At 37.9% G+C, this 15,768-nt stretch carries 7 protein-coding genes; 6 read left to right on the forward strand and 1 reads right to left on the reverse strand.

Annotated features, from left to right (window positions below; genetic code table 11):
• Positions 1–32 precede the first annotated feature (32 nt).
• Positions 33–2,246, forward strand: a complete 2,214-nt coding sequence (gene relA, locus H5084_RS05570) for a GTP diphosphokinase (protein ID WP_182689816.1) — start codon at positions 33–35, stop codon at positions 2,244–2,246.
• A 197-nt stretch (positions 2,247–2,443) separates the two neighbouring features.
• Here the strand turns inward: relA and priA are convergent, their stop codons facing one another.
• The gene (priA, locus tag H5084_RS05575; protein ID WP_182689817.1) at positions 2,444–4,678 is read right to left on the reverse strand and encodes a primosomal protein N'; all 2,235 of its coding nucleotides are present in this window, start codon (positions 4,676–4,678) and stop codon (positions 2,444–2,446) included.
• A 400-nt stretch (positions 4,679–5,078) separates the two neighbouring features.
• Here priA and rpmE point away from each other — a divergent pair, with 400 nt between their 5' ends.
• From rpmE to H5084_RS05600, 5 genes are all read left to right on the forward strand, one after another.
• Positions 5,079–5,294, forward strand: coding sequence for a 50S ribosomal protein L31 (gene rpmE / locus H5084_RS05580; RefSeq protein WP_028868110.1), 216 nt, complete (start codon positions 5,079–5,081; stop codon positions 5,292–5,294).
• Positions 5,295–5,523: 229 nt separating this feature from the next.
• Positions 5,524–6,765, forward strand: a complete 1,242-nt coding sequence (locus tag H5084_RS05585) for a malic enzyme-like NAD(P)-binding protein (protein ID WP_028868109.1) — start codon at positions 5,524–5,526, stop codon at positions 6,763–6,765.
• A gap of 225 nt (positions 6,766–6,990) precedes the next feature.
• Positions 6,991–11,556 (forward strand): biotin carboxylase N-terminal domain-containing protein, encoded by a 4,566-nt coding sequence (locus H5084_RS05590; RefSeq protein WP_182689818.1) that lies wholly within the window; start codon positions 6,991–6,993, stop codon positions 11,554–11,556.
• 210 nt (positions 11,557–11,766) lie between these two features.
• Positions 11,767–14,961 carry an ABC transporter substrate binding protein gene (locus tag H5084_RS05595; protein ID WP_182689819.1) on the forward strand — a complete coding sequence of 1,065 codons (3,195 nt, stop codon included), beginning with the start codon at positions 11,767–11,769 and terminating at the stop codon, positions 14,959–14,961.
• A complete protein-coding gene (locus tag H5084_RS05600) occupies positions 14,961–15,713 on the forward strand; it encodes a class I SAM-dependent methyltransferase (RefSeq protein ID WP_028868106.1) in 753 nt (250 codons plus the stop codon). Before H5084_RS05595 ends, H5084_RS05600 begins: the two co-directional genes overlap by 1 nt.
• The last annotated feature ends 55 nt before the right edge of the window (positions 15,714–15,768 follow it).

Here is a 15,768-nt window from a genome sequence, read left to right on the forward strand (position 1 = left end):
CGAAAGATTCAGTTGATTTTTTGGAGTATTAGATGGTTTCAGTTCGTGATACACACTTTTACCAAAGTGCATTAAATGACCCTGAGAAATGGGTGACAACCTTTGGCTTAAGTAAACAAGATCAAAATAATTTATTTGATAATTACAATAAAGTCAGTGAATTATGTGACTCCGAACAGCAGATCGTTGCATTGAAGCTTGGATGTGAAATGGTTGAAATACTGGTCACTCTAAACATGGACATGGATACTTTAAATGCAGCACTAATCTTTCCTTTACTAGCTCAAGATGTTTTAAGCGCTGAAAAAATTGATGAGTTGTGGCCAAAGCGCATTGCTAAATTAGCCAAAGGCGCGATGGAAATGGAAGGTATTCGCGCTTTACAAGATAGAGGCGGTAAAAAAAGTACTGCGTCTCAAGTTGATAATTTACGCCACATGTTATTAGCGATGGTAGAAGATGTTCGTGCAGTGGTGATTAAACTTGCTGAACGTATTTGTTATTTACGCCAGGTTAAAATTGCCGACGAAGATACAAAAGTGCAACTTGCTCATGAAATATCAACCATTTACGCTCCTTTAGCAAATCGTTTAGGAATAGGGCAGTTGAAGTGGGAGCTTGAAGATCTGTCTTTTCGTTACCTACAAGCTGAAACCTATAAAAATATTGCTAAACAGCTTGATGAAAAGCGTATCGATCGTGAAAATTATATTCAAAATTTTGTTGAAACCGTTAAATCATCATTAAATGAGATGAACATAACGGGGACTGCTTATGGGCGACCTAAGCATATCTACAGCATTTATAGAAAAATGCAGAAAAAAGACCTTAAATTTGATGAATTATATGATGTAAGGGCAGTACGTGTTGTGGTTGAAAAACTGCAGGATTGTTATGCCGCATTAGGCGCTATTCATACTAAATGGCGACATATTCCTCGTGAATTTGATGATTATATTGCTAACCCTAAACCTAACGGTTATCAATCTATTCATACGGTTGTTTTAGGCGATAGCGGTAAGCCTGTTGAAGTACAAATACGTACCCAACAAATGCATGAAGACTCTGAAATGGGGGTTGCTGCGCATTGGAAATACAAAGAAGGCAGTGCTGGTGGAAAGTCAGCGAGTAATTACGAAGAAAAAATAGCCTGGTTGCGTAAACTCTTAGCATGGCAAGAGGATATGAGTGACGGTGATGATTTAGTTGAGGAGATTCGAAGCCAGGTCTTTGATGACCGTGTGTATGTATTTACACCAAAGGGAGAAGTGATTGATATGCCAGCGGGGTCGACGCCACTCGATTTCGCTTATTATATTCATAGTCAAATTGGACATCGTTGTATCGGTGCAAAAATTGCCAATCACATCGTTCCATTTACTTATCAGTTAAAAACCGGTGACCAAGTTGAAATTCTTACTCAAAAAGAAGCTAACCCAAGCAGAGATTGGTTAAATCCACAGCTCGGTTATATTAATGCTCCGCGTGCTCGCCATAAAGTCGCGACTTGGTTTAGAAAACAGGATCGAGACAAAAATATCATTGCAGGACGTGAGTTGTTAGAAGTTGAATTGGTTAAGATTAATTTAAAGCTTGCCGATATAACACCTGCGATCTCGCGCTTTAACGTGGGCAGTGCTGATGATATTTATGCGGGAATTGGTAATGGCGATTTACGTATTAATCAATTGGTACACTTTTTAGATGGGTTTTATCATCAAAAAACCCTAGAACAACAAGATGCTGCCGCGTTATTAGAGTTACAAAACCGCAAGACACAAATTACGCCTAAAAATACAGGCAAAGATATCATTATTGATGGCGTGGGTAACTTAATGCATAACATTGCAAGGTGTTGCCAACCAGTACCTGGTGAGGAAATTGTCGGTTATATAACTCAAGGGCGTGGTATTTCTATTCACAAAAGTAACTGTGAGCAATTAGCTGACCTAGAAGAAGCGCACCCAGAGCGTATTATTAGTGCTGATTGGGGGGATTCGCAATCATCGGGTTATACATTAACGCTTCGCTTAATTGCAGATGATAGAAGCGGATTGTTAAAGGATATCACCACGGTATTATCCAATGAAAAGGTAAATTTATTGGGGGTACACAGTCAAACGAACACTAAAACATTAACCGCTATTATTGATCTATCCTTAGAGGTTCAAAACAATAAAGAGATTAATAAATTATTAGTGAAGCTAAAACAGCTTAAAGATGTATCTGACGCGCATCGGTTGTAAGCTAAGCGATCTATAAATAGATAAAGTCTGTTTATAAATAAAGCCACTTATTTCAACAGAAATAAGTGGCTTTATGCTTTGTTTAATAGCTCAATAGTTCAGCAGTTCAATAGTTCAGTAGTTCAATAGTTCAATAGTTCAGTAGTTCAATTAGTCATCAGTGAACTACTGCACTTGCTATCCAATAGTAGTTGGCATTAAATAAAATCAATCGGGTCAACATCAATTGACCAACGTACCTTTCTCCCCTCTGGTATTTTTTCAAAATGTGCTAACGCAATATTTAATGTTTTAGTGACTAAAACTCTCTGTTCACTTTGTATCAGTAATTGAAAACGATATTTTCCTGCACGCCTTTCCATTGATGCGGCAATTGGGCCTAGTATCAGTAGACGATCACTGACTTTATTATTTTGTGCTATTTGGTTTAATGTTTGTTTGCACAGAGTCAGGAAATTTTCTGCCTGTGTTGCATTCAATGATTCTGCTCTAATTAAAGCTTGATAAGAAAATGGCGGTAATTGAGCCATTTTTCGTTCCTGTAAAGCACTGCGAGAAAAGTCACCATAACCATTATTAACTAACTCTTGTAATAGGTTATGCTCGGGGTGGAAAGTTTGTAGAACCACTTGTCCTTTCTTTTCTGCTCGGCCTGCTCGACCTGCCACTTGCGTGAATAATTGGCCCAACCTTTCACTCGCTCTAAAATCATTACTAAACAGGGCTCCATCAACATCAACCAAAGCCACTAACGTAACATCTGGAAAATGATGTCCTTTGGCTAGCATTTGAGTACCCAGTAATATTTTATATTTGCCGCTGTTAATATCGTTGAGATATTCGTTAAAACTATCTTTTTTACGCGTATTGTCTCGATCAATTCTCACCGTTTTATGATCTGGGAATAACTGCGTTAATGTTTCTTCCAGTTGCTCTGTCCCTACACCGGTAGAGTGCAAGTTGGTAGAGCCACAATCATGACATTGTTCTGGTACCGGATGTGTCGCCATACAGTGATGACAATGTAGATAGTTTGCACTTTTATGGTAAGTGTAAAAAGCATCACAACGTTGACATTTTGCCAGCCATCCACACTCATGACACATTAAAACGGGGGCGTAACCACGGCGATTTAAAAATAAAATAACCTGATTGTTTTTATCAAGATGTTGTTGCATCAGTTCGATTAATTGTGGTGATAATCCTGACTTAAGCGGTAATCCCGTCAGATTAATTAAGTCATTTCTAGGGGGAGTCGCATTGCCCGCTCGATGTGTCAAAAATAGATGCTGGTAACGACCTGATAATGCATTATTAAGTGATTCAAAAGCAGGCGTCGCAGATCCTAGTAAAATAGGAATGTTTTCTTGAGAGGCGCGTTTAATCGCAAAATCACGAGCATGGTAACGAAAGCTGTCTTGTTGTTTAAAAGAGGCATCATGCTCTTCATCTAAAATAATTAACCCGAGGTTTTTAAAGTCACTAAAAATGGCACTTCGAGTCCCAATCACAATCGCAGCACTACCTTGTTTAGCGTGCAACCAAGTTTCCAGTTGTTGCTGTTCGTTTAATGCAGAATGTTTTAAATAGATGGGCACATTAAAGCGTGCTTTGAAGCGCTTAATAGTCTGTGGCGTTAACCCAATTTCTGGTACGATAATTAATGCTTGTTGACCTTTTTCTAAGACCGCTTTCAATATATTAAGGTAAACTTCTGTTTTACCACTGCCAGTGATCCCTTCCAACAAGTAACATTTAAATTTATTTAATTGCTGCGTCACACTGGTTATAGCAAGCGCTTGTTCTGTGCTCAATTGAGGTTTTTGCTGCAGCTCTTGTAAGGATTCTGCCCACTCTAGATTGCTAGCTGGGATTTCTTCATACCGTGTGACCAGTTGTTTTTCTTGCAGGCTATTTAATGTCGCTCGGCTGACATTGTTCTCTTTTAATTGGTCATAACTGAGTGCTGATACTTGTAATAGTTGTGCTGCTTGATATTGCTTTTTCGCCCTTGTTAACTGGCTTATATCACTATCAGCTTGTTTCAATTTCCAATATTCTTGAGCTTTAAAGGTGGCGGGTTTTCCTTTGCGCAACAAAGTAGGGATAGCTTGTTGAAAGACATCACCAAAAGGATGCTGATAATAGATCGCTGCCCAGTTTAATAACTTATATAAGCTATGACTTAATAGTGCTTGTTGATCCAACAATTGTGAAATTGATTTTAATTTTTCTATGGCATAGTCAGATTGCGCTGGTGTCGCAGTGATCACCCCGACTTGTTTTCGGTGGCCTCCGCCAAAAGGGACGAGCACACGGCTGCCAATTAATGAGTTTAGGTCTTCTGGATGGAGGTAGGCTGGAAGCAAGTAATCAAATTGCTTATGTAAAGGAATCGCCAGTGCCACTCTGCAAATTATTAATTGAGTCATAGAAGATCTGTTTTAAGTTAATACATCATTAGGATTAAACATTGTAACCTGTTTATGAGAAGGGTTCTGTTTAAGTCTGCTAAATTAATCAATTTATACTTATCTGTATTTCATTTTATGCCTCTCATTGATACCTCTCAACTAGACTTACCATCCATGCCTCCTAAGGGCTTGTTGATTTTGTATCTGTATGATAATAATCATAAAATAGTGAAGGCCATTAAGCTTTTTTAATACTGAAAATAAAGTTGTTATTTTTGGTTATTTTAAGTTGTACTTTTATTGCCCATTACTATACAATCCGCAACCTGAAATTTAATGAAAAATACGTGTGGTACTTTGTTGAGTGAAATAATTCATTCAAGCTGAGCAGCGATACGGCCTAAAAGAGGTTTTCCCTATGAAAAATGATATTCATCCAGAATACAAATTAGTTACTGCTACTTGTTCATGTGGTAATGTAATCAAAGTTGGTTCTACTCTTGGTAAAGAAGAGTTAACTTTAGATATTTGTTCAGCTTGTCACCCATTCTACACTGGTACTCAACGTGTTGTTGATACTGGCGGTCGTATTGACAAGTTCAAAAAACGTTTCGGTGCTTTATCTTCTAAATAAGATAACTACCACGTTTTTAAAAAGCACCTTAGGGTGCTTTTTTTGTATCTGTAAACCTGAAATTTACTTTTTTTCTAAATATTGCCTTCCATTACAACCCTAGCTTGTTTGAGCTGTTACAATACTGCAAATTAGCCCTGTGATTTTGGTTAAAACTTGATTATCATCACACTTTTATTTTTATGCTTATTTTTTTAAGCAATTTAGCCTATTCGAATGGAATTTATAGATGTCAGATTTTCGCCAACAAGCCCTTGATTACCACGCTTTTCCTAAACCAGGAAAAATAAGCGTTGAGCTTACAACTTCAGCTGAAACAGCTGAAGATTTATCATTAGCATATAGTCCAGGTGTTGCTGAGCCGGTTAGAGAGATTGCCGCTAACCCTGATGATGTTTATAAATATACCGCGAAAGGTAATTTAGTTGCTGTGATCACTAATGGTACGGCTATTTTAGGGCTAGGTAATTTAGGTCCGTTAGCGTCTAAGCCAGTAATGGAAGGTAAAGCATTACTATTTAAACGCTTTGCTAATCTTGATGCGGTCGATATTGAAGTAAAACATCGCACACCGGAAGAGTTTATTAATACCGTAGCTAATATCGCAGATACCTTTGGTGGTATTAATCTTGAAGATATTAAAGCACCTGAGTGTTTTGAAATTGAAAAAGAGCTAAAGCAACGCTGTAATATTCCGGTTTTCCACGATGACCAGCACGGCACTGCAATTGTAACCGCAGCGGCAATGATCAATGCGTTAGATATTCAAGGTAAAAAAATTGAAGAGTCTAAAATTGTTTGCATGGGTGCTGGTGCAGCAGCCATTGCTTGTATGGAATTATTGATTAAATGTGGCGCGTTGCGTGAAAAGATTTACATGTTGGACCGTAAAGGGGTAATTCATACTCGTCGTGACGATATCAATGAATATAAACAACGTTTTGCGAACAATACTGACCAACGCACTTTGCAAGATGTTATTTGTGGTGCAGACGTATTTGTGGGGGTATCTGGCCCGAATGTATTAGGTGCTGACGATGTTAAACTAATGGCTCCGAACCCAGTTATTTTTGCTTGCTCAAACCCAGATCCTGAAATTAACCCTGAATTAGCACACTCAGTACGCGATGATTTGATTATGGCGACAGGGCGCAGTGATTACCCTAACCAAGTTAATAATGTACTTTGTTTCCCGTTCATCTTCCGTGGTGCTTTAGATGTTCGTGCAACGGACATCAATGATGAAATGAAAGTAGCTGCTGTTAATGCAATTCGTGCGATTGCAAAACTGCCAGTGCCAGAGTCTGTTCTTAAAGCAAGTGGTTATGAATCTCTCGATTTTGGTAAAAATTATATTATTCCTAAACCTATGGATCCTCGTTTATTGAAAAGTGTCGCAGGTGCTGTTGCACGTGCTGCTATTGCAACGGGTGTCGCACAAATTGAACTTCCTGAAGATTATATGCTTTAAGCTTGACTTCACAACTTGACATAACGATTCCTATTTTGTTGTTTTTTTACACCCAATAGAAGAGAATAGTTATATATTCAGGCTAATATCTAGCTCAAGCTTCACAATATGCAACTTATTCGCAAATGATTTATATTGATTAGAGTTCAATAGTGGAATCAAACGCTAATAAGTTGTAAATTACGACATTTATTTTTTCCATCACTTTCTTGTAAGGGTAATTATATGACAGGAAAACCTTCATCTTCTCAGTTTGAAGTGAATAATATTGCAGATCCGCTATTTATTCATGCTGAGCAAATCGCAAAAGACTTTTCTCTATTTCCAGATAATTCATTACCGTCAAATACAGATGGTGTAGAAGGTCTTATTGACAAGCTGCGTATTAAATCAAACCTGGCTACTATCAAAAAATTGGATGTTGATGCTTATATTGCACGTACGGTAACGCCGGCTGAGAGTAATAAGCGACCTGGTTCAAAAAGTATAATTGAAGGGTTTAACGGTAAAATCATTACCGAACAACTAAACGGTGCTTTCTATTCTGCGGAAATGGAATTGGATTTTGGTGGTTACAGCCGTCGTATTGGTCTAATTGCACAGGAGCGTAGCTCAAATAATGGTGCTTGGATGCCTGAACACCATCTAGCAGCAAGCAAAGCTATCCGTAAATTTGCTGATATGTCATTGCCGATTGTGTACTTAATTGACACACCGGGAGCTGACGCTGGCGAAGCGGCGAATAGTCAAAACCAAGCACACAGTATTTCACAAATGATCACTGAAAGTGCCAACGTTGACGTACCTACTATCGGTATAGTGGTTGGCGTTGGTTATTCTGGTGGTGCGATTCCACTAGCAACAGCTAATATCTTGTTATCGGTACGTGATGGTATTTTTAATACTATTCAACCTAAAGGCTTACAAAGTATTGCGCGTAAATACAACTTGTCTTGGCAAGAATGTGCGCAGTCTGTAGGTGTATCGCCAGAAGAGTTGTATGCGATGGGTTGTATCGACGGTATTGTTGATTACTCGCCTGTTGACCAAGATGAGCGTCAACACAACCTTCAGAAAGCGATTATTTCTGGTATTTTATCGATTGAGTCAAAATCAGTTCAATTTGTACGCAAACATCCTGATATTTTAGAACATTATAATCGTAGTCTTTCGCGTTACCTTGAGCCTTCAAGCAAATTACTGGCGATAGAGAATGCAACGGATGCGCAGCTATTAGCTAAAAATCCAACGTCACATAATAATGCATTCGGTACCACTTACCGTTACATGCGTTACTTGACGTTACGCTCTCGTATTAAAGCGATTCAAAAGAATGAATATGGCCGTTTATCTAAATTAACGGTACCAGAAGGTGATTTGAAAGCGCGTATTGAAGCAGATCGTAAGCAAGTATTCTTAAACTGGTTAGAAAACCCAGATAAGCTAATCTACGATGATAGGCTGAATAAAAACTGGAAAACATTCCTACAAAAACGTGAAGATAAAGGCGTTGAGCGTAATGTACTTACTAAGCTTATCTTAGGTGAGCCAAAAGCAAACTATGATAACGCACGTAGTACATTAATGATCAACCTAACTTGGTCATTGTATAACCGTTGGAAAACCAGTGCTGAAAATAACTTTCATTCTCTAATCAAACATTTAGAAGATGAAAAAACAATGCCAATGACGGATTCATTTCCTGAGTTAGCAGAGCTTGATATCATTGATGTTGTTTCACACACTGAAACGCGTGAGTGTTTCATTATACATTGTCGTCATATGCTGGTGTTTAACGCACTTTATGACAATACAATGGGTAACTTAGCATCGATTGCTAAAGAAGCTATGGCGACCAAAGAACTTTCTCGTCAGTCGGTTTCATCATTAGTGCGTAGTTCATTAAAAACAGCATTAAACAAAGTTAGCGATGATGATTACGAGCAATTAAAAGTGACTTTTAATGCTTGGTTACAATATTTCACTGAACAGTCTGAGCGTGGCGAAATTCTGGCCAAAGTAGAAGAATGGAAGAGTATTGGTGCTCCACAAATGAACTCTAGTTTATTTGTTATTTTGACCTACTTGTTCGAAAAACTATTACCTGAATACTACAACAGTCGTGATGACGAGAGCTCTTACAATGGTGCAATTAATCCCGTAAGAATTGGACGTCGTAAAGATTTCTGGAATCGTTTAACAATGGGTTATCAAGATCTGTTGATTCAAGCTGTATTACGTTCAGAAAAAAATAAAAAGAATAATTCTCATGACGCGATTATTCAAAAATTCTTTACTAACTTCAAAGAGTCTCGTGCAGACTTAATGACAGCTAACCTATTAGAGTTTCCTGGTTTCCGTCTATCAGTGGAAGATGCGCTAGACAAAAACATCAAACCATGTGGATTAATCACAGGAACGGGTGAGTTTAAATTGGAAAGTGGCGAAACACAGCGTGTAGGTGTTGCTGTTTCTAATTTATCTTTCCAAGCGGGTGCTTTTGATATGGCCAGTGCAGAGAAATTCTGTGCGCTATTGGTTAAATGTGCAAAACAACATTTACCTGTAGTGGCTTTCATTAGTTCTGGTGGTATGCAAACTAAAGAAGGTGCTGCAGCACTATTCTCTATGTCAGTCGTTAATGACCGTATTACACGTTTCATTCGTGATAACGACTTACCAATTGTTATGTTTGGTTATGGAGATTGTACCGGTGGAGCACAAGCAAGTTTTGTAACTCATCCAATGGTACAAACTTATTACCTTTCTGGTACTAACATGCCGTTCGCTGGTCAAATGGTTGTACCTGCGTACTTACCATCTACGTCTACATTGTCTAACTACTTGTCACGTGTTCCTGGTGCAATGGATGGTTTAGTTATCAATCCATTCTCTGATGACTTGAATGATAAGTTACGTGATATTGATGAAAATATGCCGATGCCTGTTATCACTGTTGAAGAAACAATTAACCGTGCATTGTCTGGTTTTATACCTGTTTGTGATATCGAAGAAGAGAGATTCTCTAAATCTGATCCACGTCAGTTAATGCATCCAGTTAAAAAAGTATTAATACATGCGCGTGGCTGTACTGCTGTTAAATTAATTCGTATTGCTAAAGCGAACAACATCAATGTTGTTTTAGTAGCTTCTGACCCTGATATGAATTCTGTTCCTGCAGATATGTTAGGTGAAGGCGATAAACTAGTTTGTTTAGGTGGTAACACTTCAGATGAAAGTTACTTAAATGCAAGTTCAGTAATAAAAGTAGCCGAATACGAACAAGTTGACGCATTACATCCAGGTATTGGTTTCTTATCTGAAAGCCCGCATTTTGCTGACTTATGTATTAGCCATGATATCAACTTTGTTGGTCCAAGCATGAACAGCATGCTAACGATGGGTAATAAATCAAACGCAATTAAAACTGCACAAGAAAACGGTGTACCTGTAGTACCTGGTTCTCACGGTATTTTGACCGGTGCAGAACAAGCTTTAGATATTGCGAATAATATGGGTTACCCAGTGTTACTGAAAGCAGTAAACGGTGGTGGTGGTAAAGGTATCTTGGTTATTGAAAAAGCTGAAGATATGTTTGCTGGCTTTAACCAAGTTTCTGCTGAAGCACGAAGTGCATTTGGTAACGGTGACTTATACCTAGAGAAATACATTACGTCTTTACGTCATATTGAAGTGCAATTATTACGTGACAAATTTGGCAATACTAAAGTATTAGGTATTCGTGATTGTTCAGTGCAACGTAATAACCAAAAAGTGGTTGAAGAGTCTGCTTCAACGATGTTGCCTGAAAAATTAGAAAAAGAAGCGCTTAAGCATACTGCTGCACTTGCTGACGCAGTAGATTACATGGGCGCGGGTACGGTTGAGTTTATTTACGATTTAGATGCAAATGATATCTACTTTATGGAAATGAACACACGTTTACAAGTTGAGCATCCGGTTACTGAAGCAACATCATGTATTGATATTGTAAAAGCACAGTACGATATTGCTTCTGGTTGTGATATTTCTGAACTGACGCCACAGAAGAAAGGCTATGCAATTGAAGTGCGTGTAACGGCTGAGAAAGCAGGTTTGGATTCTGATGGTATCATGCAGCTATTGCCATACCCTGGTAAAGTTGCTGAATGTATCATTCCTGAGCAAGACGATGTTGAAGTAATGTCGATGATTTCTACTGGGAAAGAGGTTTCTCCATACTACGATAGTTTAGTGGCACAATTTATTTGTCATGGTAAAGATCGTAACGATACCATTGCTAAGTTACTTGAGTTTTTAGATAAAGTAAGCATTAAAGGGATCGCGACTAATATCCCATTATTGAAACGTATCCTAAAAGATGAAACTTTCATAAACGGTGAATACGATACAACTTACTTACCTAAGTTCATGGCAAAACTTGATCAACAAGTGATGATCGATGAAATGGAAGCATCGGCAGCCTCTGGTCTTGATGGTGTTGCTGAATCTATCCAAGTTGATGGCAGTAATGAGCTAAAAGTAATTGCACAAAGTGCAGGTATTTTCTATCGCGCTTCTTCACCAGCTGAACCTGATTTTGTGTTAGAAGGTGACATTGTTAATGTCGAACAAACATTAGGTCTAATGGAAGCAATGAAAATGTTCTCGCCTGTCACATTAGCAAGCTTTAACCGTAAAGATGCAGTGCTTTATGATACAAAAACTAAGTTCCGTGTCGAACGCATTATTAATGCAAATGGACAGCAAGTATCAAGCGGTGATTTGTTATACATAATTACCCCGCTATAAAGTTACTTAGTTAAAAAAACCAGTCATTTGACTGGTTTTTTTTTGTCTTAATAATCTATATTTACTCAAATTAGTGTAATAAAAACAGCAAGTAATAGGGTTTTAAGTGGATTGTTGGTGATTTATAGACTACTTTAATTTATCAGGCTAATTTGGTGTTTAAATAAAATAATACATTCAATAAGCATCTAATTTGATTTGGAAATTATATTGACGTTCTTTAAAGCTATCCTTGATAAAATCACGTTTTTGGGCGTTTTGTTATGCGCATGTGTTTATGCTAACAATGCGATTTCTGATGAAGTTTTAGTCCTACATTCAGGTTATCAAGGCAATGAACAAACCCGTGAAATTCAAAAGGGTATTGAAGATAAATTTAAAGATAGCAATATTTCTTTGTATGTCTCATATCTTGATAGCAACCAAGCCATGGGAGAGCGGGCACTAATAGAGCATGTCGATTTTTTATCTAGAAAGTTCGATACTCGATATTTTGATGCCATTATCGTCAGTGGCGAAAATGCATTAAAACTAGTACAACAATATGGTGAAAGGTTATTTGTTAACACACCCATTGTTTTTACTGGTATTAAAAGTAGCGACACGTCACTCCCCGCCTTTACACATAAAATATCTGCGATTGTAGAGTCAGAAAATATTTTTGAGACAATGCGCTTATCTACACAATTATTTCCGTTAACAACGAATATCTACATTATTACTGGTCGTCCGCTTACTCGACAAATCTCTGAACAAGCTATTCAGCAATTATCACTACGATTAAAACCTACATTGAACATACTGAACAACGAGAGTGAGGCATCCTTATTAAATAAAATTAACAAAGTTGCTAAGGATTCAGTGATTATATTTGATGATTTTTCCCGTGATAAAGGCGGTTTTTTTGTTAACCGCACTGAAATTTTAAAAGCAATAACAGCGACTGCAAGAGTGCCATTATTTGTTATTAATCAACATGATTTGATGGAAGGAGTCATTGGAGGTGTCGTCACCAGTGGTTTCGCACAAGGGCAAGCAGCTGCAGATAAAGTCTTACAGATAACACTCGGTGCTAAGATAGAAGATTTACCCGTCGAAGTTAGTTTGAGTAATAAGTATATTATTCAATATCCAGAATTGTTACGTTGGGGCTTGCACGAAAGTGATATCCCGATTGGCTACCGTGTTATTAATAAAAAAGAGAATAAGTATAAAACAGATTGTAGTTTATTAACCCTCTTACTTATTGTCCTTAGTTTTCTTTGCTTATTCTTTTGGGGCTGGCGTAAATATTCAAGGTTGGTACAGGATACTGCTTTAGTTGAAAATAAACACGATCGCGTCATCAATATCTTTAATATCTCTTACGATTTTATTTTTATGCTTGATTTGGTTGGTGAAATTAAAATGGTCAATCAAACCGCTTTAGACTTTGTACAAATGCAAGAAGGGGAAGTGGCTGGGCGTATATTATGGGACACTCCTTGGTGGCAAAATGATGCCAAGAGTAAGAAGAAATTAAAGTCTGCCATGGGACAAGCAAGGGTTGGTAAAACAGCGCGTTTTGAATGTGCTTTAATTGACAAAAATAAATTAAAGCATGCGTTTGATGTATTCATTCAACCGGTAAAAAATGCAGCATTACAGGGCAACGAAACAACCTCAATTATTGTTGAAGCTAGGGACATTAGTGATATTAAAGCGGTTGAAGAGGAGGTTGAAAAAGCCAATAAGCGTTCTAACTTACTATTAGATGAAAGCCCTTCTATGTTGTTAATGCTAAATGCTCAAGGGTTAATTTTATCCTGTAATAAATTTGGCTGTAATTTGTTAGGTTATTATGATGGCGAACTAATTGGTCGTAATCTGGTCACTCTGTATTCAGAATTAGTCAACCTCACCGATTTAAAAGATTATCTAGCAGAATGCGTCGATCAAGAGGGCATGTTGTTATCTCGTGAAGTATCTTATTCGACAAAGAATGGCCGTAAAGTTTGGATCAATGAACGCGTACGAAAAATCGATGATCATGATCAATACTTTCTAGTATGTGAAAATATCACTGAGCGCTATGAATTGTCTAAAGAGTTAAATTACCGTGCATCACATGACTATTTAACTGGATTAAAAAATCGATTATTTTTTGAAAGTCAATTAGACAAAAACTTAGATAAAATAGACTCGCATAAATCGCCTTGTTGTTTGATGTATTTGGATATGGATAAATTCAAAATCATTAACGACACCTGCGGACATCATGCCGGTGATGAAGTATTACGACAAATTGCTACTATTCTCACTGAAAGTGTTCCTATTAACGCAATGGTTGCCCGATTAGGCGGCGATGAGTTTGCTATTATTTTTCCTCAAACCGAACTTGACATTGCTAACAAAACGGCAGAAAAGATAATCTCAGCAATCGGCAAACATTATTTTTTATGGGAAGGCAATCATTTCTCATTGGGGGTCAGTATCGGGCTTGCTGAGTTTACAGAACTTGGTCGTGGTGGTGTACATGCATTAAGTTGTGTTGATAGCGCATGTTATACCGCAAAACAATCTGGACGAAATAGGATCCATATCTACGAAGAAGATAAACAGGAAGAGCTTCGCCGTGAAGAGGTGGTGTGGGTCAATAAAGTACAAGATGCATTACGAGATGAATCTCGATTTTGTCTGTATGCACAGTTGATCAAACCTGTTAATGGTAGTGATGATTACCTACATTATGAGATATTAACTCGAATGATTGATGAAAATGGTGAGCTTGCACCGCCTGCAAAATTTATCCCGATTGCGGAGAGTTACAACCTAGCTGATAAAATCGATATGATTATTATCACTAAAACCATTAACTGGTTAAAAAATCATCCTGAGCATGTGTTTAAATTAAACATGTGTTCTATTAATTTATCTGGTCAGTCACTCGGTGATCCAAAGTTTATTGAAGATCTTGTGAGTCTGCTAAGTCACTCATCACTACCGCTGGAAAAACTTTGTTTTGAAATCACAGAAACCGTCGCCATAGGCAATTTTAGTAATGCTGCTAAATTAATTAATTCATTAAAAAAATTAGGTTGTAAGTTAGCATTAGATGACTTTGGTACTGGTTTATCGTCATTCGGTTATCTTAAACGGTTGAATGTTGATTACCTGAAAATAGATGGAGTGTTTGTTAAAGACATGGCAAATGATGCTCAGGATTTTGGTATTGTTAAAACGATCCATGAATTGAGTCATTTGTTTGGTAAAAAAACCATTGCAGAATATGTAGAGAGTGAAGAGATTATCGAAAAATTAAATGAAATTGGTGTCGATTATGCACAGGGGTACCACTTAGGCAAGCCTGTGCCTATTGATATGATGGTATTATTATCAGAGTCATTGTATGAGGATGGTTTTTAATGGATATTGCATTAGTCTGTAATGAAAATATTCTTGCACCTAAAGCAAAGAAGCTACGTGAGAAGTGGGGATTTACCGCACTTCGAAGTGAATTATTTCAACTACGATTGTTGCCGGAATATTTAGCGCTTGAGCAGTTGGATGATAACAAACAAGGCTTAGTCTTTGTTGACTTCGCGTCTGGTGCTGTGGCGCATCGTAGGAAATTTGGTGGCGGAAAAGGGCAGTCTATTGCTAAAGCCATTGGTATGAAACCAGGTGTGACATTGCATGTGATAGATGCAACAGCAGGTCTAGGACGAGATGCCTTTGTACTTGCTTCACTGGGCTGTGATGTGGATATGGTAGAGCGTTCGCCAGTGGCTGCTGCTTTGTTGGAAGACGGCTTAGAGCGGGCTTATTTAGATGCTGAAATTGGAGAGTGGATGCAACAACGTATGCGCTTAACCCATGCCAGTGGCTACGAGTATTTACAGCAACATCAAGCTGATGTCGTGTACCTAGACCCGATGTTTCCGCATAAGAAAAAGTCAGCCTTAGTTAAAAAAGAGATGCGGGTTTTTCAGGGGGTTGTTGGTGCCGACTTAGATGCCGATGATCTATTAGACGTTGCCTTAGCAGCAGCTAAATATAGAGTGGTGGTGAAGCGACCTGATTACGCGCCTTTTTTAAATGATAAAAAACCATCAATGAGTATTAAGACAAAGAAAAACCGTTTTGATGTTTATGTAAAAAAAGCAATTGGTAGCTAGTATCGACGGCATATCGGTTACAAAGCCCCGGGTGTCGCTACAACCATAAGTTGAC

This window comes from Psychromonas sp. SR45-3 (genome assembly GCF_014163575.1).
GTDB classification, from domain to species: domain Bacteria; phylum Pseudomonadota; class Gammaproteobacteria; order Enterobacterales; family Psychromonadaceae; genus Psychromonas; species Psychromonas arctica.

Excerpts from the sequence above, each read along its gene's own strand:
- priA (WP_182689817.1), bottom strand. The coding sequence starts at position 4,678 with ATGACTCAATTAATAATTTGCAGAGTGGCACTGGCGATTCCTTTACAT.
- H5084_RS05590 (WP_182689818.1), top strand. The coding sequence starts at position 6,991 with ATGACAGGAAAACCTTCATCTTCTCAGTTTGAAGTGAATAATATTGCA.
- H5084_RS05585 (WP_028868109.1), top strand. The coding sequence starts at position 5,524 with ATGTCAGATTTTCGCCAACAAGCCCTTGATTACCACGCTTTTCCTAAA.
- relA (WP_182689816.1), top strand. The coding sequence starts at position 33 with ATGGTTTCAGTTCGTGATACACACTTTTACCAAAGTGCATTAAATGAC.
- rpmE (WP_028868110.1), top strand. The coding sequence starts at position 5,079 with ATGAAAAATGATATTCATCCAGAATACAAATTAGTTACTGCTACTTGT.
- H5084_RS05600 (WP_028868106.1), top strand. The coding sequence starts at position 14,961 with ATGGATATTGCATTAGTCTGTAATGAAAATATTCTTGCACCTAAAGCA.